The organism is Desulfobulbus elongatus DSM 2908, from assembly GCF_000621145.1.
In the GTDB taxonomy this organism is placed as follows: domain Bacteria; phylum Desulfobacterota; class Desulfobulbia; order Desulfobulbales; family Desulfobulbaceae; genus Desulfobulbus; species Desulfobulbus elongatus.
Window position 1 is genome coordinate 1 of the sequence record NZ_KK211216.1, and the last position, 18,652, is coordinate 18,652.

The following is an 18,652-nucleotide window of genomic DNA, read 5'->3' on the forward strand; positions in this document are numbered from 1 at the left end:
CCGTTGCTTGGTTTCAACGGATATTAGCTGGAGGTGGGAAAATTGCGAGCAAATTATTTGTGGATAATCACTAAAGCTACTCAATCCGCAAGGACTGGAGTAGATTTTTCAAAGAGCGTGAAAATTCCGGGGATATGGCTGTCCCCGGCGCCATCGGTCGCGGCACGCTCGTCTGGACAATCTCTTTTTATCTCAAGCGTGAAGCGGCAAAGGAGAAGACACGCATGGCACCGGTACCCGTCTATTCCATGGATTTGAACGCGAAGCGGTCCCAGGGGATGCTTCCCAGGCTCCGCACCCTGATGCGCAAGGCCGGGCTGGAACACATCATCGCCAAGGACGACCTGACCGCCATCAAGCTGCACTTCGGCGAGTTGGGCAACACCGCCTTCGTGCGCCCCCTCTTTGTCCGCCCCGTGGTGGAGGCGATCAAAAAAACGGGCGGCAAACCCTTTCTGACCGATGCCGGCACCCTTTACGTGGGCGAGCGGGGCAACGCGGTGGATCATCTCAACACCGCCGTCTACAACGGTTTCGGCTACTCCTCGATCGGCGCGCCGTTGATCATCGCCGACGGCTTGCACGGCAGGGACGAGGTCGAGGTACCGATAGAGTCGGCCCATTTCGACACGGCCTATATCGGCGCGGCCCTGGTCCACGCCAATGTCCTTGTCTCGGTCGCCCATTTCAAGCTGCACGAGATGGCCGGCTTCGGCGGCGCCATGAAGAACGTCGGCATGGGCGGCGGCTCGCGACGGGGCAAGATGGCCCAGCACAGCACCGTCTCGCCGGTGGTCGCGGCGGAAAAATGCATCGGCTGCGGCCTGTGCCTGCGTCAGTGCATCCACGGTGCGCTCAGCCTCGTGGACCGGACCGAAGCGGAACGATCCCCCAATCCGAAAATCACCCGCCTGGCCCGCGTCGACAAGGAAAAATGCGTGGGCTGCGCCATGTGCCTGCACGCCTGCAAGCAGGGCGCCCTGAACGTGGACTGGTCCGGCGACATCCTTGGATTCCTGGAACGGATGGTCGATTATACCGCCGCCGTGCTCCACGGTAAGCGGGAGAAGTCGCTGTTCATCAATTTCCTCACCCAGATTTCTCCGGCCTGTGACTGCCATTCCTACGCCGACGCGCCCATTGTCGGCGATATCGGCATCCTGGCCGCCACCGACCCTGTCGCCCTCGACAAGGCCTCGGTGGACCTCATGAACAAACAGCCGGTCCTGTCGACCTCCTGTCTGGCGCGGGCCGCGGACACCACGGACAAGATCCGCGCCGTCTATCCCCATATCCCCTGGGAGCACCAGTTTGCCTATGCCGAGAAGATCGGCCTGGGGACGACGGACTATGTGATCGAGGCCATCTGACATCGGGGCACAGACACTCCGTTCGATTTGCGGCGGTGTGCGTCGAGGCGGTCACAAGAGCGTTGGCGCCGGACCGGGAAATGAATATGGCATGGCATCCGGAAACTGCGAGCACGAAACGATTTGTCAGGCCGTCAGGCTCATTTATTCTTTCTTTGCAAGGAGAACACCATGATGGAGGACAAGAACATCACCGTCACCTGCCCCAAATGCGGCATCAGGATGAACAACACCGCCGGTTGGTTCAAAAAGCCCGGTAACTGCTGCCCCGGCTGCCAGTTGCGCTTCTCGACCGAGCGTTTCAAACGCTCCATCGAGGAGGCCGAAAAGCTGGTCTGACCGGGCCTGCAGCTACCCCTGCCCCGAATTTTCGCTGAACCGCCCATTATTTTTTGGAAGCCACGGGCGGGAAAATCCGTTCGCTCAAAAAAAAACGCCCCCTGACCGCGATGCGATCAGGGGGCGTCGATTTTTAAGAATCAGACTGAATTAAAACGGTCGCATCACCCAGATGCCGCAGGGGCAGGTATCGGCGCAAAAGCCGCAGGCGATGCATTTGTCGTCGTCCGAGACATACTCGTAATCCACCTTGTCCGGACCGGGAACGACGTCCCGGCGGGAGATGGCGCCGGTCGGACAGACGGTCTCGCAGAGATGGCAATCACGGCAGGAGCCGCAGCTCAGGCAGCGGGCCGCCTGCTGGTCCTCGGTAAGCCCCCGATCGGCGACCGGATCGTAGTGGGCCAGGGTCAGATCCTCGTAGTTGATCAACCGCTGGCGGAAGGGCATCCAGGTCTCGCCCTTGAAGGTGGCCAACAGGTATTCGGCGGTGCGCTTGCCGGCCCCCAGGGCGTTGGTCGCCAGACCGGGCTTCTCGACGTCGCCCACCGCCAGGATTTTGGCATCGCTAGTCCGGCCGGCTTCGTCGGTCTTGATCCAGGCAGAACCCGCGACCTTGACCACTTCCACCGACTCCGGCAGGAAAGGCAGGCTGGGGATATCGCCGATGGAGATGATCACGGTCTGGGCGGGCAGCACGGTGCCGTCGGCCCCGACCACGCCCGCGGCGGTGACCTCGCGGGTCATGAACGGCCACTTGAAGGTGGCGCCCAGGGTTTCGGCCGCGGCGCGTTCCTTGCCAAAGGCCAGCGGTTTCTGGATATCGACCAGGGTCACCTGATCGGCGCCCAGGCGATAGGCCTCGGCAGCGACGTCGCAGCCAACGTTGCCGGCGCCGATGATCACCACCTGCTTGCCGGTGGCCAGCGGCTGCTCGCTCTTGGCCGCCTTGAGGTAGGTGAGCGCAGGGATGACCCGCTCATGGCCGGGAAACGAAAGCGTGCGCGGCTGATGGGTGCCCACCGCCACCACCACGTAATCGAACGCCTTTTTCAGTTCCTCGACCTTGTCCCTGCTCATGTCCACGCCCAGGTTGACATGCAGGTTCTTCGTCTTGAGGAAACGCTCGATCTCCACGTCCCACACGGCCTGGGACAGGCGTTCCCAGGGAATGGTCTGGGCCAGCTTGCCGCCCAGCCTGGTGTCGCGCTCGAAGATATGGGCCTCGACGCCGTTCAGCGCCAGATGCCAGGCCACGGCCATGCCCGCCGGACCGCCGCCGATGATCGCCACTTTCCTGCCGATGGCCGGTTTCGCCTCCGGCGGCGCCACCGCCTGCACCGAGCGGCCGAGCACCGAGGCGTCGATGGAATAGTCGATCTTCTCGCGGGAGCAGTTCTGAATGCAGAGATTGGGGCAGATGGTGCCGCACACCGAGGCCGGGAACGGGGTGTAGCGCAGCAGCATCTCGTAGGCCTCGTCGGTGCGGCCCTCGCGGATCAGACGCAGGCGGTCGATGGTCGGGATGTGGATCGGGCAGAAGAAGGTGCAGGGCGCGGCCGCGTCGCGGTTAGCCCAAAACGGCTTGCGCCGCCGGAATTCGCCGGTCTCGATCACGCCGATGGCATCGCGCTCCAGACCGGGGGCGATATCGCGCAGGGGATCGCCGCCGCCGAAGCCCTGGTCCCAGATGCGGCGGCGGAATTCGGCCATGGGCATGGGGCCGGCAAACATCAGCGCCCGCTCCTGCGGGGTGATGGCCGCCAGCACCTGCCATTCCTCGCGCACCGACAGCGCCGGCAGCAGCTCGCTCCGGTCGATGCCCGCCAGGAATTCGGGCAGCCGCTCGATCAGCCACTGCCATTCCTCGTCGTTCGGCGGCCCCAGCTTGGCGTTGTTTTGGGAATAGGAGCCGTCGGTCTCGCCGCGGAAATAGATCCTGCCGCCCACCATGCCGACGCAGGGCCGGTAGCCGAGCACGCTCCCCGGATTCTTGGGATCGACCCCGCACACCACGCCGATGCCGCCGCAGTTGAATTCGGCGAAGGTGTCGCCCACCGAACCGAGCACCCACATCTGCGGCCGGTCGTAGTCCGGGTTCCACTTGGTCATGGTAAGGCCGCGGGCGCCGATGGAGCCGCCGATCATCACCCGGCCGCCGGCCATGGCGTTGCAGACGCCGTTGGTGGCATCGCCCTTGACGATGACGTCGGCGCCGATGTTGAGGTAGCCGACATCGTCCGAGGCCGAGCCCTCGCAGATGATGGTCGCGCCGTGCATGCCCATGCAGCCGAGCCGCTGGCCGGCCGGCCCCTTGACCCGGATGGTCAGCGGCCGTTCCTTGGAACCGAGCCGCAGGCCGATGTTGTGCTGGCCGTAGGATTCGAGAATCAATTCGTCGGCAACGGCCGCCGCCGCCCGGACCTCTTCCTCGAAAATCTTGGACGAAATCCGCTTGTTATTGGCGTCGCGGCCGCGGACAGTGCGTGTGGTGGGTTGTGTTTCGCTCATAATGTCAAAAAGTCCTGTTGAAGACCTGGATCAGCAAACGTAGTTGATCTGCAACCGTTCCGCGATAGCCTTGTCGTCGATGCCCAACGCGTCTGACATGCCGATGGGCAGACTCTGGGAGCGGCCGAGCGGCGCCATGATCTTCTTGATTTCGGTGCGGATCGTCATGAACACGTCGACCACCCGCTGGGCGACCTCGTCCGGGTCGAGGCGGCGGTAGAGCTTGGGGTTCTGGCTGGTGATGCCCTTGGGGCACAGGCCGACGTTGCAGACGTTGCAGCGCCCCATCTCGTTGCCCAGACAACCGGCGCAGGACTGCATGATGTATTTGCCGATATGGACGCCGGAGGCGCCGAGCATGACTAGGGCCATGCCATTCTGGGCGACGTTGCCGTTCTTGCCGATGCCGCCGGCAGCGAACAGCGGGATCTCGTTCTGCCGGCCCTGGCGGACCAGATCGAGGTAGCACTCGCGCAGGTTGGAGGCGATCGGGTGGCCGGTGGCGTCCATACTGACGTTGTAGGCGGCGCCGGTGCCGCCGTCGATGCCGTCGATCAGCAGGCCGCCGGCATAGGGGTTGCGCACCAGGTTGTTGAGCACGGCTTTGGCCGAGGTCGAACCGGAAATCTTGGGATAGACCGGCACCCGGAAACCAAAGGCCATGGACATGGTCTGGATCATCTTCATGACGCTCTCCTCGATGGAGTAGAGCGTCTGGTGCACCGGCGGCGACGGCAGATCGACCCCTTCGGGCACGCCGCGCAGCCGGGCGATCAGTTTGCTGACCTTGAACCACATCAGCAGGCCGCCGTCGCCGGGCTTGGCGCCCTGGCCGTACTTGATCTCGATGGCGGCCGGATCGCACTGCATCTCGGGGATGGCGCGGATAATCTCGTCCCAGCCGAAGTAGCCCGAGGCGATCTGCAGGATGATGTATTTGAGGAAGGGGCTCTTCAGCACCCAGGGTGGGCAGCCGCCCTCGCCGGTGGCCATGACCACGGGGATGCCCAGCACCTCGTTGCAGTAGGCCACGCCCTGGAGCAGGCCGAGCCACATATTGGGCGACAGGGCACCGAACGACATCGAGCCGATGATGAACGGAAAAATTTCCCGGGTCGGCGGAATCCACTCGCCGGCCAGCTTGCGGCGGAGGAATTCCTCCGGCGGCAGCACCCGGCCAAGGATGGTGTTGATGTTGAACTCGTGCCGGCCGGCATCGAGCGCCGGATCGGTCAGCATGGATATGCGACCGAACTGCATCCGGTCGAGCACGGTCCTGCCGGGGGCATTGCGCCGACCGCCGCGCTTGTAGGCATCGCCCTTCTGGTTGATGTGGAAGACCGACCGGTGTTCGTTGTCGTTGGCGTGCGGGCCGATGGCCTCGTTGGGACACACCGAGGCGCACATGCCGCAGCCGATGCACCGCTTCTCAATCGCCGTGTTCTGGTGGATGCCGGTGAAATGACGGTATTCGTTGCCCCGCCTCTTCTGGAGAACGTCGAGTTTGGGCACCCGCTGACGGAAATGGGACAGTGAGATGGCCCCCACCGGACACACGGAGGTGCAGCGGCCGCAGAGCGTGCAGCGATCCTCCCGGTGCTCGATGATCCAGGGAAGATCGTGGTAGGTCAGGCTGCTTGGGGAAGTGTAAATTGATCGAACTGAGACCATACTATAAGTTCCTTGCGTTCGGGTGGAATGATAACGGTGTGCTCGCGCATGGGCTGGAAGTCGAGGGAGGGATCGCGGTCCGGCACCATGGCGTCGACCCCGCACATCTCCGAGGCGATGGCCCAGGCACCCGGCCGGCCGCCGACCGTGGACGGTCGCATCTTCTTCTGATCCATCACCAACAGGCAGGTTTCATCGGGCAGGGTGCCGATGACCGCGTTGGGGCCGTCGATGATCAGACGGCGGCAGGCAGTGCGCAGGCCTTTAAGGAAATCGCCGTTGGGGTGCGCGTCCAGCTCTTCGGTCTTCAGCGGGGTGATGACGTGTTTGTACAGCTCCAGCGGCAGCTTCAGCTTCCTGGTCACGTAGTGAAGAATATGGGTGAAGGTCTCGGAATCGGAATGATAGCCGAGATAACCGGGGATATTCTTGCCCAGCAGCCATTCCTTGATCGGCACGAAGGCGGTGTTCTCGCCGTTGGTCATGGTGGCGATGCCCTGGATGAAGAAGGGATGGCAGGCGTAGAGATTGATGCCGTAGTTGGTGTTCTGCCGCCCCTGGGCCATGACCACCCGCGCCTTGATGCGCCCGTCCGCAAGGCCGAGCGCGTCGCCGACTTCCAGCGGCCAGCCGACCTCCTTGATCATCACCACGTCGCGATACAGGGAAAACACGGTGACATCGCCGCCATGGGCATCGCCGTCCCGACGGATGGCCAGGCGGGTTTCGAGCAGCTTGTCGTCGATCTGCTCCGGGGTCAGGCTTGCCCAGGCCTCGGGCATCCGATAGACCCGGACCAGGTAGTTGAACCGGTCCTTGGCCTCGATCAACTGGGGTTTGCGGTCGAATTCGTGGGCATACTTGACCTGGAACCCCTGCGCCCCCATCCAGTCGGTGAGCCGGTGGAAGGCCGCCTCGGTGTGGGCAATGCCGGAGAGAACCACATGGTGCGGCTTGAGCTTGAATTCCTCGAACTCCACGCCCCGCAGCAGCAGGCCGAGGCCGCTGCCGTCATAGCCCTCCTGCATGGCCTCCATGGCGGTGAGCACTTCGTAGGGGGAAAAAGGGGTGTCTGCGCTTTTGAGAGCTAATCGGCACATGAACGGCTCCTGAACGGTCATTCGTGATCAGGGCATGACAATCACGAAGAGATATTAACAAAAATGTAAAATTAAATACATTTTTGCAACTACTGATTCACAGATTTGACAATTGGTGCGGAGAAAAGCATTTACTGAAAAGGGGGGTGGTTGTCAAGCGCTAAAGGAAAGGGTTTTCCGGGAAACCGGCGGGATTTCGCCGGGCCGGTCTCATGGTGCCGGGGGAACGCCGACGATCACTTGTCGGAAACGCCGGTGATTTTCCCGGCCTGGTCCAGCGATTTCTTAACCTCGGTGATTTCCTTGACTACGGGCAGGCTCTTGGCGAGGTCGTCCTTGGCCTCTTCAACCTCGTTCAGCCCCTTTTTGAAGGAGCCGATAGCCTTGCCGAGACCGGCACCGATTTCCGGCAGTTTTCTGCTGCCGAAAAGAAGAAAGGCAATCAACAGGATGACAATCAACTCAGGGGTTCCAAGTCCAAACATGGCGACACCGGGTGTGGAGAGAGGGGGGAAGGTGGGCGGGACGGTTCACGCCTCCTTGTCTTTGTCGTTGTCCAGAGATTTGGGCTCGTCTTTCTTGACCGATTCCTTGAAATTGCGGATGCCCTTGCCGATTCCGCTGCCGATTTCCGGCAGTTTGCCGGCCCCGAAGATAATGACGATAATAACCAGAATAATGATCAGTTCAGGCATTCCGAGTCCGAACATGGCGACACCTCATAGAAAAAGAAGCAAAGAAGAGCGAAAGAACCTGATAATAGCACTCCGGCCGTTCCCCTGTCAACCGCCATCGCGGCCCGGATGAAACCCGGCCCCGATCTCGGCGGCACGGGCCAGGATAGCCGGCTCGTCGAGGGTGAGCAGGCGGCGGTTTCGCATGACCAAGCGGCCGTTGATCACCGAATGGATGACATCGCTGCCCCGGGCGGCATAGACCAGATGGGATACAGGGTGGTAGAGGGGGATCAGGTGCGGCTGGTCGAGGTCGAGGACGATGCAGTCGGCCTTCTTGCCCGGCTCGATGCTGCCGATCAGGCGGTCGGCGCCCAGCACCCCGGCGCCGCCCAAGGTGGCGGCATGCAGCGTGGTCGCGGCACTCATCACCGTGGGGTCCATCCGGTCCACCTTGTGGATCTTGGCGGCAGTGTTCATCTCGCCGAACAGGTCGACATCGTTGTTGGAGCCGCTGCCGTCGGTGCCCAAGCCCACGCAGATCCCCGCCTCCAGCATCTGCACCACCGGGGCGATGCCGGAAGCCAGCTTCAGGTTCGATTCCGGGCAATGGGCCACCTTGACGCCCCGTTCTGCCAAAAGGGCGATCTCACCGGGCGTGAGCATGACGCAGTGATCGGCCACCAGCCGCGGTCCGAGCAGGCCAAGCGCCTCCAGATGCGCCACCGGGGTGCGGCCGTAGCGTTCGCGGCAGGTCCGCACCTCCTCCTCGTTTTCGCTGAGATGGATCACATAGAGCGCGCCCTCGTCCCCGGCCATGGTTCCCAGGCGGGTCAGCAGGTCGGGCGAGCAGGTGTAGACCGCATGCGGGTCCACGGTGACGGTGACCAGCGGATGGTCGCGGTAGCGGTCGAGCAGGTCCTTCGTGTAGGCGAAGCCGTTTGCCAGCTCGCCGTAGTTGGGTGAGGGGAAATCGTAGAGGACCTCGCCGATCCAGGCCCGCATGCCCGCCTTCTCGGCGGCCCTGGCCACATCCCCGGCAAAGAGGTACATGTCGCAGAACGAGGTGGTCCCGGACTTGATCATCTCGCAGATCGACAGCAGGGTGCCCTGATAGACCACCTCGCCGGTGAGGCCGGCCTCCACCGGAAAGATGTAGTCGTGCAGCCAGCGCATCAGGGGCAGGTCGTCGGCCAGCCCGCGGAACAGGGACATGGCCGCATGGGTGTGGACGTTGACCAGTCCGGGCATGATCAGCCCGTGCGGCTCGGCGATCACCTGCGCCCCCGGAAAGCGGGCCGTCAACTCGGCGGCCTTGCCCGCCGCCAGGATGGTGTCGCCGCCGATGGCCACGCCGCCCTCCTCGATGAGGGACTGCCCCTCGTCCATGGTCAGCAGATAGCGTCCAGTAAGAATGAGGTCCGCCGCGGTCTCGTTCATGGGGTCAACTCCGCCAGGGTCTGGATGATCAACTGCTGCAACCGCGGCTCGGCCCTGCGGGCCGCGGCAATGATGTCGTCGAGCAGGATCGGCTGAAAATGATCGGGGTCGTTGACGTTGGCCACCACCGACAGGCCCAGCACCCGCATGCCCGCATGCAGCGCCACCAGGATTTCGGGCACCGACGACATGCCCACGGCATCGGCGCCGATCATCCGCAAAAATCGGGTCTCGGCCGGCGTTTCCAGGCTCGGGCCGGGGATGCAGCCATAGGTGCCGCTGACCACCTCGTCGAGTCCCAGGCGTTTGGCCAGCCGGAGAACGAGTTGGCGGAGGCCGGGCTCGTACGGGGTGGACAGGTCGGGAAAACGCGGACCCCATGAGTCGATGTTGGGGCCGCGCAGGGGATTGTCGCCCAGCAGGTTGAGATGGTCGGCCAGCACCATGATGTGGCCGGGCCGGAAGGCCGGATTGAGGCCGCCGCTGGCGTTGGTGACGATGGCGGTGTGCGCCCCCAGCAGGGCCAGCACCCGGATGGGAAAAGCCACCTCCCGCGCCGCATACCCTTCATAGCAGTGAAAGCGGCCCTGCAGGATGGCGGTCCGCTTGCCGGCCAGTTGGCCGACCACCAAGTTGCCGGCATGGCTGGCGACCGTGGACCGGGGAAAATGGGGAATTTCGGCGTAGGACAGGGAGCAGTCCACGTGCATCGCCCGGACCAGTTCACCCAGGCCGGTGCCCAACTGGATCAGCACCTCGGGCGGTTCGGCCAGACGGGAACGGATGAAGGCGACCGCCTCCTCGACCTGCTGCCGGTATCGGCTCATGTCAATCATTGCCGCCGTGCTCCGGGTGCCTGCCAGCGCTCATTGCAGGGCATTGGCGGCAACGAAGTCCCTGATCGCGCCGAGGTCGGCGTCGAGCACGGTGCAGCGGCTGTCGCGGTTTTCCAGGTCGGCCAGAGCGGGCGGCAGCGGCGGCTGGCTGCCGATGGCCCGGCTCACGGCCGCGCCGAACTTGGCCGGATGGGCGGTGGCCAGGCAGACCACCGGCCGGGCCGGGTCGCGCAGTTCAAGCGCCGCCTTGACCCCGACCGCGGTGTGCGGATCGAGGAGGTAACCGTACTGCCGATGGAAATCGCCGATGGTGGCCAGGGTCTCCACCTCGGAAACCGAACGGGAGCGGAAATCCTCGGCCACCCGTTGCCGGCAGGCGGCGAGATCGAGCCGGCCGGTGGCGGCGAAGCCGTCCATGTCCCGTTTGACCGCACCGCCGTCCTCGCCGCGCAGATAGTAGAGGTAGCGTTCGAAGTTCGAGGCGATCTGGATGTCCATCGACGGGCTGCTGGTTGCCTGCACCTGGCCACGCGAGTAATCGCCCCTGGCGACGAACCGGGTGAGGATGTCGTTGGCGTTGGTGGCCAGGATCAGGCTATGGATGCAGCCGCGCGGCAACAGGGTGCGGGCGACGTAGCCGGCGAAGATGTCGCCGAAGTTGCCGGTGGGCACGGAAAAATCAACGCTGTCGTGGCCCAGCTTGCGCAGCTTGAGATAGGCGTAGACATAGTAGACCACCTGGGCCAGGACCCGGGCCCAGTTGATCGAGTTGACCGCGCCCAGGCGGTAGCGGTCGCGGAAGTCGAGGTCGTTGAAAATGGCCTTGACGATGGCCTGGGCGTCGTCGAAGGTGCCGCGCACCGCGATGTTGAACACGTTGGGGTCGAGCACCGTGGTCATCTGCAGGGCCTGGATCGGACTGGTGCGGCCGTGCGGATGGAGGATGAAGATGTCGATGTTGTTCTTGCCCCGCACCCCGGCGATGGCGGCGCTGCCGGTGTCGCCCGAGGTGGCGCCGAGAATGTTCATGAAGCCGCCGGTGCGGGCGAGCACGTACTCGAACAGGTTGCCGAGCAGTTGCAGGGCCACGTCCTTGAAGGCCAGGGTCGGGCCGTGGAAGAGTTCCAGGATGTAGACCTCGCCCTGTTTGGTCATCGGCGTCACCTGAGGATGGGTGAAGCTGGCATAGGCCCGCTCGATCAGGTCTTCGAGGTCGTTGTCCGGGATGTCGTCGATGAAGAGCGACAGGATCTCCCTGGCCAGATACTGGTAGGGCAGATGCTGCCAGCGGTCGAGCATGTCGGCGGCCACCGTCGGCAGGGTCTCGGGCAACAACAGGCCGCCGTCCCTGGCCAGGCCCATCATCACCGCATCCTGAAATCGCAGGGGCGCGATGCCGCCCCGGGTGCTGATATAGCGCATATTTTCTTCCTTCGATAGAAACGTCAGACCAGCAGGCACTCCCCTTCCATCTCCGCCGGAACAGGCAGTTCCATCAGGGTCAGGAGGGTGGGCGCGAGATCCTTGAGTGCCCCGCCCGGCCGCAGCGTCCTGTTCTTCAACCTGTCTGCGACCAGAACGCAGGGGACCGGATTGACGGTGTGGGCCGTGTACGGGCCGCCGGTTTCCGGGTCGACCATCTGCTCGGCATTGCCGTGGTCGGCGGTGATCAGCATGATCCCGCCCCGCTGCCGGACGAACTGCTCGATCCGGCCGACGCAGCCGTCCACGGTCTCACAGGCAATCACCGCCGCCGCCATCACCCCGGTGTGGCCAACCATGTCGCCGTTGGCGAAGTTGAGGATCACCAGGTCGTAAGGCGTGCCCGCCGCTTCCTTTTCGGCCAGGACCCGCAGCAGGGTGTCGGTCACCTCCACCGCGCTCATCTGCGGTTTGAGATCGTAGGTGGCGACATCGCGGGGCGAATTGATCAGGATCCGATCCTCGCCCTCGTAAGGCACCTCGTTGCCGCCGTTGAAAAAATAGGTGACATGGGCATATTTTTCGGTTTCCGCGATCCGCAGCTGGCGCCGGCCGTGCCGGCTGACCTCCTCGCCCAGGATCCGGGTCAGGCTGACCGGGGGAAAGGCGACGGGAAAGGTGAAATCGGCCTCGTATTCGGTCATGGTGGCGAGCACGAGCAGATGAGGCCGGCAGACGGGATCGAACCCGGCGAACTCGGCATCGCCGAAGGCGTGGCACAACTCGCGCACCCGATCGGCGCGGAAATTGAAGAAGAGCACCGCGTCGTTGTCCGCAATCCGGCCCACCGGCACGCCGTCGCCGTCGACCAGCACCGTGGGGGTAATGAACTCGTCGGTCTCGTTCCGGTCATAGGCCGCCCGGACGCAGGCCACCGCATCGACGGCCGTCGGCCCCTGGCCGCAGACCATGGCATCCCAGGCCTTTTTCACCCGGTCCCAGCGCTTGTCCCGGTCCATGGCCCAGTACCGTCCGGAAACCGTCCCCACCCGGCCGCAGCCGATGCGGGCCATGGCGACAATCAGTTCTTCCATGAATCCCAGGCCGCTGGTGGGCGGTGTGTCCCGGCCGTCCATGAAGGCATGGACCACCACCTCGATGCCCTTGGCGGCCGCCAGCTCGATCAGGGCGATCAGATGGCGGATATGACTGTGGACACCGCCGTCGGACACCAGCCCGCAGAGATGGAGCCGGGAACCGGTTGTCCGCACCCGATCCATGACCTCGTTGAACACCGGATTGGCGGCAAACTCGCCCAGGTCAATGGCCCGATTGATGCGGGTGTAGTCCTGGTAGACGATCCGGCCGGCACCGATGTTGAGATGGCCGACCTCGGAGTTGCCCATCTGTCCCTCCGGCAGGCCGACCAGGCCGTTATGGGCCGTGAGGGTGGTCGTGGGGAACTCGCGGCTCAGACGGTCCATGTTCGGGGTATGGGCGACGAACACCGCGTTGGTGGCGGTGGGGGCACCGACGCCCCAGCCGTCGAGAATCGTCAGAATGATCGGGACAGGGGCAGGCATGGTCCATCTCCGGGAACATTATGCGCACGATGCGCCGGCCAGCAACTCCGCCACATCGAGTTTGGGGGCGTCGTGCCACAATCCGTCAAGGTCGTAAAATTTCCTGTTTTCATGGTAGAAAATGTGGGCCACCACTGTGCCGAAGTCAAGCAGGACCCACAAGCCTTCGCGCAGCCCTTCGCTGTGCTTGCTGCTGACCCGCTTGGCGTGGAGTTCGTCGGCGATGGCTTCGGCCAGGCCCTGGACATGGCGGGTGGACCGGCCGCTCATGATGACGAAATAATCGGTGAAAGAGGCCAGGCCGCGCACATCCAGCACCACCAGATCCTCGGCCTTGGTGTCCAGGGCGATGCGGGCACAGGCGGCCGCCAACTCCCTTCCTTCTTTTTCCTCGTATTCTTTCTTTAGCTGTCGCATGGTTTCCTTGCCGGTTGCCGCCCGTGCCGAATGGCCCCGAACGGACAAGCCTGTAAAACGATCACTCCTCACGGCCGGTCGGCGGGGGAGAGCCTTTCCCGGCTCCCTTCACCCCGCCCTTTTTCTCCCGGGGAGGAAATTCAAAACTGAGTTTGCCCTTGGCATCGAGGAGCAGAAAGGCGTCAAACGGCTTTTTCTTCTTGGAAATGAAACCGTTGATCAACCCGGTGCGGCCGGTGGCCAGCAACTGGCTGACATGCTCCCGGTCCAGCCGGCGGCCCAGAATGATTTTCGATATCCGCAAACCGTTTTTCTGATCCCCTTCCAGGGCTGATTCCGAGAGAAATCCGGTCGGCGTCTCGAAAACCCTGGTCCGGTCGATGGGCGACTCGCCCAGCGGTTCCTGGCTGCGGATCGCATCCAGGTCGAAGTCGCCGGAATCGGCAAAGACAAACTCGACCTTGGAATCGACAATATGCACCGAAGCGGTAAACGGCTTGCCTTTTTTCGAACGAAAATCGCTGAAGGGCCCCAGGGTCTCCCCCTTGATCAGGCTGACGATCTCCTCTACGGTCATCACCCGACCGCCCAGCACCTTGCGGACGACCAGCTTCTTGTCCTCGGACTCGTAGGCCGAGGCGGTCTCGTAGAAGCGGCCCCCGTCAATCGGGGAAAACGGGGCCTCCTTCCGTTCGCCGCTGCCCCCCTGCTTAACCTTGGCCACGATGGCCCCAGTCATGGCCCGGATCTCGCGCATGAACTGCGGCCGGGTCATGACGCCTTTCAGGATCTGGTTGAGCTTGTACTCCCACTCGCCGGTCAGCTCGGGCGAGGCCAGCACATCGATCTGCCTGGCCTCCAGCAGGCTCAGCAGTTCGAAGGCCTTGCCGGTGGGGGTGAGTTCGCGGTGCTCGCGGACAATGTATTTCTCGTTGATCAGTTTCTCGATGATCGCCGCCCTGGTGGCCGGGGTCCCCAATCCCCGCTCTTTCATGGCCTCGGCCAGTTCCTCGTCGTCGATCAGCTTGCCCGAGTTTTCCATGGCCGACAGCAGGGTGGCCTCGGTGAACCGGGGGGGCGGCTTGGTCTGGTGCTCCTGCCGGTCGATCTCCTCGCACCGGACCGGGGTATGGGCCGGCAGGGCCTGCAATTCCTTGTCGCCGTCCTCCTCGCTGCTCGCCCCGTAAATGGCCCGCCAGCCCGGCTCCACCAGGATCTTGCCCTCGGTGAGGAAGGTTTCGCCCTCGACCAGGGACAGCCGCCGGGTGTTGTGATAGACCGCCGGCGGGAAGAAGACGGCCAGGAACCGCTGCACGATCATCTGGTAGATCTTCAGTTCGGGTTCGGACAGGGTTTTGGGCAGACCGGCGGTGGGAATGATGGCGAAGTGGTCCGAAATCTTTTTGTTGTTGAAGATCCGCTTGTCGTTCTTCAGGTATTTCTTCGTCAGGGCCTCGGCGGCGAAGCGGCCGAACTGCCACTCGGTCTGCCGGCGCACCACCTGCTCCACGGTGGGGAGGTAATCCTCGGGCAGGCAGCGGCTGTCGGTCCGGGGATAGGTGATCAGCTTGTGCCGCTCGTAGAGGGCCTGGGCCAGGGCGAGGGTGTTCTTGGCGGAAAAGCCGAAGCGGCTGTTGGCCTCGCGCTGCAGCAGGGTGAGGTCGTAGAGCGGCGGCGCCCCCTTGGTCGACTTCTTGCTCGTCTCCTCCACCGTGGCCGGCCGGCCGGTGCAGCGGAGAGCGATGGCCTTGGCCCGCTCCGCATCCCAGATGCGGTTGCGCCGGCCCTGGCTCTGCTCGTCGTCCTTGGCGAAATCGGGATCGATCCACACCCCTTCGTAGCTGACCGCGCCGCAGTCGAAACGGGCGTGCAACTCCCAGTAGGTCTGGGGCACGAATTCGCGCCGTTGAATTTCCCGCTTGACCAGCAGCGACAGAGTCGGGGTCTGCACCCGGCCGCAGGGGGTCTTGCGGAAACCGCCGAAGCGGGAATTGTAGCAGGTCAGCGCCCGGGTGGCGTTGATGCCGATCAGCCAGTCGGCCTCGGACCGGCACAGGGCCGTATCCTCCAGCGGCCGCATCTCGCTATCGTCCCTGAGGCGGCCCAGGCCGTCGCGAATGGCGTCCATGGTCATGGACTGCAACCACAACCGCTTGATCTTCTTGACTTCCACCGAGCGGTTGGCGGCCTGTCTGAGGATGTACTTGAAAATCAGCTCGCCTTCGCGGCCGGCATCGCAACCGTTGACGATCACGTCCACATCCTTGCGCCGGATCAGCTTGGTCAGGGCATTGAACTGGGCCTTGGTTTCGGGCAGCACCGCCAGGGGAAACGCCTCGGGCAGGATGGGCAGGCTGTCGAGCGTCCACTTGTGCAGCTCCGGATCAATCTCCTCGGGATAGGCAATGGAAACCAGGTGGCCGATGGCAAAGGAGATGATGTATTCGTCGCTTTCGAAATGGGTTTTGGCCCTGGTGAATTTTCCCGGAAGGGCCTTGACGATGTCGGCGGCAACGCTCGGTTTCTCGGCGATGATCAGTGTTTTTCCCATGGAGCCGGCGGTATCCTCAAGCATGCAGGGCGGTGAAAAAGGTGCGCAGGCTGGCGTGCCATCGTTCCGGCTCGGCCAGATAACAGGGATGCGGGGCACCGGGATAGATCTCCCGGCGGGCATCCTGCAATCCGGCCAGGAGGATCTCGCTGTTGGCCAGCGGCGAAACCTGATCCTCGCCGCCCCAGACGATCAGGCTCGGCACGGTGATTTCGGCCAGACGGGCCCGGTTTTCCTCCACGCCCACGGCACCGACCAGAACCAGGCCGGCGACCTTCTCGGGATGGCCGATGGCGAATTCGAGCGCGATGCGGCCGCCCATGGAAGGCCCGATGAGGACCGCCCGCTCCACTCCCTGCAGATCGAAAAAGCGGGTCAGCGCCTTGACCGGCTGAACATCGCCGGCCGGGCTCCTGCCGAAACCGGGCATGTCCACGGCCAGCACCCGCAGGCCCAAACCGGCCAGCACCTCCAGCGTGCCCAGTTCCCGCCAGGTTGCCGCCTGGAACTTCATTCCGTGCAGCAGGACGACCGCCTTGCCATCCGGTTTGCCGCATTCGAGGCAATGGAGCGTCCAGCCGCCGCAATCGATTGTTTTCTCTGTAATGGCATCCATTTCCTTCTCCGATGGCAGTTATCCATTGCCGCACTCTTGCCGGCACGCGCTTGCAAGCAGCCACAGAAGTAAGCGACCGGCGCGGCTTTGTCAACCGGGAGAAATGCGGTCCTTCAGCGTGCGAAAAAAAAAGGAACGCCCCGGCTTCTCCCCGGGGAAACCGTTCCAGGAGCGGGAGAGAGAAGAATTCCGGGCGGTTTAAAACAGGAGACCGGGGGCGAATGCCCCGGTCACAGTGTCGTCGCGGGAACGCCAGGCGTACCGCTCCCGCTTTTCGGCGGCACATAGGCGCCGCCGCTCGCGGCGGGGCGCGGCGCGGTATTGGTGGCGTCGACCGCCCGCAGTTCGGCCTCGATCCGGGCCAGATTCTTTTGCACCCTGTCGGTCAATCCCGACTGGGGATATTTCACCAGGATGCCTTGCAGCAAATCGCGCGAGGCAAGCAGCAATTTGCGCTTGTCCTCGGGATCGCGGCTGTTGCTCGCGCGGACGAACAACTCGGCGGCCTTCTGGCGCATCTCCTGGGCCGCGAGCCTGGAGGCCTCCTCGAGCTGGGGACGGGCCTTGGCTTCGTAGGACGTTCTTTGCAGACGACTGAACCGTTCGATCGCCTTGTCGTATTCCCTGGCCTGGAGATGGGCCACTCCCCGGTCGTATTCCTCCTGGAGGGTCCGCTCGTCGGCCACCGCCGTCACAAACCCGCCACCGGCCGACTGCCCGGTGGCCGTTCCCGTCGAATCGCCCGGCGGCAGCGCCGTTGTTCCGGGAACCACGGGTTGCGCCGCCGCCAATCCGCCGGCCTGTGCCTCGATCCGCCCGCCGCCCTGATTCACCCACCGGTCATTCTGTTCCCTCGTCATTCTCTTGATCAGGTTGACATTGGCCGCCAGGTGCGAAGTCGGATAGGTACGCAGGAATGTATCCGCCCGCTCGACTACATTGAAGCCGTCCCGTTTGGGCACATAGGCCAGGTAATTGTTGAGCAGGGAGCTGTATTCCTTCATTTCGGCCGGGGGAATGGCGCTCGTCGGCAGCAGGGCGGCGAGCTGCAGCCCGGCCCACTCATCCCGCTGCGCCCCTTTTTCGATGGAAAGCCGGATCAGGTCCTCATAATGCTTCCGCGCCTCGTCGTGCGCTTCCAGGCCGAAATTCAGATCGGCAACGCTTTGCAGCAGCCGGAGCAGCAACTCGTCCTGGCCTTGCTGCTGCCGTATCTGGCCGAGCAGTTCGCCCAGGACCCGGTTCGCCTCGGCTTCCTGATGATTTTTCAACAGCGCCTGGCCGTATTGAAAGGTGGTTGCCGGCGCGGGGACCTGGCCGGATGCCGCAACCTGACCGTAGAGATTGATGACCTGGCCGTAGTCGCCGCCGTCAAACGCTTCCTTGATCTGCGGATCGGGCGGCGCGGCAACCACCGTCTGGGCCGCGCTCTTCAGTTCGGCCTGGAACTTGCCGCAGCCGCTCTCGAGATAATCGATATCCTGCTGATTGAGCTGCAGCAGGGAATTGCCGGCGAGCAACTGGGCCGCCTCGATCCGGGTTTCCTGCTGAAGCTGCCGCTGGAGCGCATTGTATTCGATCAGGATGTGCTGGAGATGGGAGCGGCACTCGTCGATCCGGTTCAGTTTTTCCTGGGGCAGGTTCATGGTCGCGGTCTTCCGCTCGACCTCCCGCCACTCCTCCACCTTCTGTTCATAGGCACGGATACGGCCGTTGATGGAGCTCATCACCGGCATCAGCACATCCCGCCGCACCACCTCGGTCTGCGGCTGTCCCGTTTTTTCCCGCCCTGCCGCGGCTTCCCGCTGGGACCGGGCATCGTAGGGATCGACCATATCGCTGCCGGCGCATCCCGAAAGGATGAGGCCGCACAGACAGGAGAGGAGTACCAGCGATTTGCACGACGAAGAGAGTGAGGGCATCATAGATAGGTCTTGTCCATTACAGGAGGTCGTACGCGGGAGAACGGGTGGGGGCGTCCTGTCGTCCCAGAACCCCGCAGGCATTTCCGCGCATGCTCGGGCCCTGTGCAAACGGTTGCCGTCACTCGTACCGGCAAGGCGGGACGGCGCGGAGAGCGTGGCTGCTCTTCCCTCTTCCCATCGCGGGGTCGAACACCACG

Annotated in this window: 15 protein-coding genes; 2 read left to right on the plus strand and 13 right to left on the minus strand. The window is 63.7% G+C overall.

Annotation, left to right across the window (positions count from 1 at the left end):
• Positions 1-224 precede the first annotated feature (224 nt).
• Positions 225-1,370, plus strand: a complete 1,146-nt coding sequence (locus Q362_RS0117850) for a DUF362 domain-containing protein (RefSeq protein ID WP_028319708.1) — start codon at positions 225-227, stop codon at positions 1,368-1,370.
• Positions 1,371-1,541: 171 nt separating this feature from the next.
• Complete coding sequence (locus tag Q362_RS23965) at positions 1,542-1,709, plus strand: hypothetical protein (RefSeq protein ID WP_157470355.1); 168 nt, start codon at positions 1,542-1,544, stop codon at positions 1,707-1,709.
• 150 nt (positions 1,710-1,859) lie between these two features.
• Here the strand turns inward: Q362_RS23965 and Q362_RS0117860 are convergent, their stop codons facing one another.
• From Q362_RS0117860 to Q362_RS0117920, 13 genes are all read right to left on the minus strand, one after another.
• Positions 1,860-4,220: an FAD-dependent oxidoreductase gene (locus Q362_RS0117860; RefSeq protein ID WP_028319709.1), complete on the minus strand. Its 2,361-nt coding sequence runs from the start codon at positions 4,218-4,220 to the stop codon at positions 1,860-1,862.
• A gap of 30 nt (positions 4,221-4,250) precedes the next feature.
• On the minus strand, positions 4,251-5,891 hold the full coding sequence (locus Q362_RS0117865; RefSeq protein ID WP_028319710.1) for a glutamate synthase-related protein: 1,641 nt from the start codon (positions 5,889-5,891) through the stop codon (positions 4,251-4,253).
• Positions 5,849-6,991, minus strand: a complete 1,143-nt coding sequence (locus tag Q362_RS0117870) for a class II glutamine amidotransferase domain-containing protein (protein WP_028319711.1) — start codon at positions 6,989-6,991, stop codon at positions 5,849-5,851. Before Q362_RS0117870 ends, Q362_RS0117865 begins: the two co-directional genes overlap by 43 nt.
• 236 nt (positions 6,992-7,227) lie before the next feature.
• Positions 7,228-7,476, minus strand: a complete 249-nt coding sequence (locus tag Q362_RS0117875; RefSeq protein ID WP_028319712.1) for a Sec-independent protein translocase subunit TatA/TatB — start codon at positions 7,474-7,476, stop codon at positions 7,228-7,230.
• 45 nt (positions 7,477-7,521) lie between these two features.
• Positions 7,522-7,701 carry a twin-arginine translocase TatA/TatE family subunit gene (tatA, locus tag Q362_RS0117880; protein WP_028319713.1) on the minus strand — a complete coding sequence of 60 codons (180 nt, stop codon included), beginning with the start codon at positions 7,699-7,701 and terminating at the stop codon, positions 7,522-7,524.
• A gap of 72 nt (positions 7,702-7,773) precedes the next feature.
• Positions 7,774-9,105, minus strand: coding sequence for an amidohydrolase (locus Q362_RS0117885; protein ID WP_028319714.1), 1,332 nt, complete (start codon positions 9,103-9,105; stop codon positions 7,774-7,776).
• Positions 9,102-9,941: a purine-nucleoside phosphorylase gene (locus tag Q362_RS0117890; protein WP_028319715.1), complete on the minus strand. Its 840-nt coding sequence runs from the start codon at positions 9,939-9,941 to the stop codon at positions 9,102-9,104. Before Q362_RS0117890 ends, Q362_RS0117885 begins: the two co-directional genes overlap by 4 nt.
• 30 nt (positions 9,942-9,971) lie before the next feature.
• Complete coding sequence (gene thrC, locus Q362_RS0117895) at positions 9,972-11,363, minus strand: threonine synthase (RefSeq protein ID WP_028319716.1); 1,392 nt, start codon at positions 11,361-11,363, stop codon at positions 9,972-9,974.
• 23 nt (positions 11,364-11,386) lie between these two features.
• Positions 11,387-12,946 carry a 2,3-bisphosphoglycerate-independent phosphoglycerate mutase gene (gpmI, locus tag Q362_RS0117900; RefSeq protein ID WP_028319717.1) on the minus strand — a complete coding sequence of 520 codons (1,560 nt, stop codon included), beginning with the start codon at positions 12,944-12,946 and terminating at the stop codon, positions 11,387-11,389.
• Positions 12,947-12,964: 18 nt separating this feature from the next.
• Positions 12,965-13,363: a ribosome silencing factor gene (rsfS, locus tag Q362_RS0117905; protein ID WP_028319718.1), complete on the minus strand. Its 399-nt coding sequence runs from the start codon at positions 13,361-13,363 to the stop codon at positions 12,965-12,967.
• 61 nt (positions 13,364-13,424) lie between these two features.
• A complete protein-coding gene (locus tag Q362_RS0117910) occupies positions 13,425-15,914 on the minus strand; it encodes a DNA topoisomerase III (protein WP_028319719.1) in 2,490 nt (829 codons plus the stop codon).
• Between the two features lie 16 nt (positions 15,915-15,930).
• Positions 15,931-16,530 carry an alpha/beta fold hydrolase gene (locus tag Q362_RS0117915; protein WP_028319720.1) on the minus strand — a complete coding sequence of 200 codons (600 nt, stop codon included), beginning with the start codon at positions 16,528-16,530 and terminating at the stop codon, positions 15,931-15,933.
• A gap of 230 nt (positions 16,531-16,760) precedes the next feature.
• Positions 16,761-18,455 carry a hypothetical protein gene (locus tag Q362_RS0117920; protein ID WP_157470358.1) on the minus strand — a complete coding sequence of 565 codons (1,695 nt, stop codon included), beginning with the start codon at positions 18,453-18,455 and terminating at the stop codon, positions 16,761-16,763.
• Positions 18,456-18,652 lie beyond the last annotated feature (197 nt).

Coding starts and splice junctions, on each gene's coding strand:
- Q362_RS0117850 (WP_028319708.1), top strand. CDS start 225: ATGGCACCGGTACCCGTCTATTCCATGGATTTGAACGCGAAGCGGTCC.
- Q362_RS23965 (WP_157470355.1), top strand. CDS start 1,542: ATGATGGAGGACAAGAACATCACCGTCACCTGCCCCAAATGCGGCATC.
- Q362_RS0117860 (WP_028319709.1), bottom strand. CDS start 4,220: ATGAGCGAAACACAACCCACCACACGCACTGTCCGCGGCCGCGACGCC.
- Q362_RS0117865 (WP_028319710.1), bottom strand. CDS start 5,891: ATGGTCTCAGTTCGATCAATTTACACTTCCCCAAGCAGCCTGACCTAC.
- Q362_RS0117870 (WP_028319711.1), bottom strand. CDS start 6,991: ATGTGCCGATTAGCTCTCAAAAGCGCAGACACCCCTTTTTCCCCCTAC.
- Q362_RS0117875 (WP_028319712.1), bottom strand. CDS start 7,476: ATGTTTGGACTTGGAACCCCTGAGTTGATTGTCATCCTGTTGATTGCC.
- tatA (WP_028319713.1), bottom strand. CDS start 7,701: ATGTTCGGACTCGGAATGCCTGAACTGATCATTATTCTGGTTATTATC.
- Q362_RS0117885 (WP_028319714.1), bottom strand. CDS start 9,105: ATGAACGAGACCGCGGCGGACCTCATTCTTACTGGACGCTATCTGCTG.
- Q362_RS0117890 (WP_028319715.1), bottom strand. CDS start 9,941: ATGATTGACATGAGCCGATACCGGCAGCAGGTCGAGGAGGCGGTCGCC.
- thrC (WP_028319716.1), bottom strand. CDS start 11,363: ATGCGCTATATCAGCACCCGGGGCGGCATCGCGCCCCTGCGATTTCAG.
- gpmI (WP_028319717.1), bottom strand. CDS start 12,946: ATGCCTGCCCCTGTCCCGATCATTCTGACGATTCTCGACGGCTGGGGC.
- rsfS (WP_028319718.1), bottom strand. CDS start 13,363: ATGCGACAGCTAAAGAAAGAATACGAGGAAAAAGAAGGAAGGGAGTTG.
- Q362_RS0117910 (WP_028319719.1), bottom strand. CDS start 15,914: ATGGGAAAAACACTGATCATCGCCGAGAAACCGAGCGTTGCCGCCGAC.
- Q362_RS0117915 (WP_028319720.1), bottom strand. CDS start 16,530: ATGGATGCCATTACAGAGAAAACAATCGATTGCGGCGGCTGGACGCTC.
- Q362_RS0117920 (WP_157470358.1), bottom strand. CDS start 18,455: ATGATGCCCTCACTCTCTTCGTCGTGCAAATCGCTGGTACTCCTCTCC.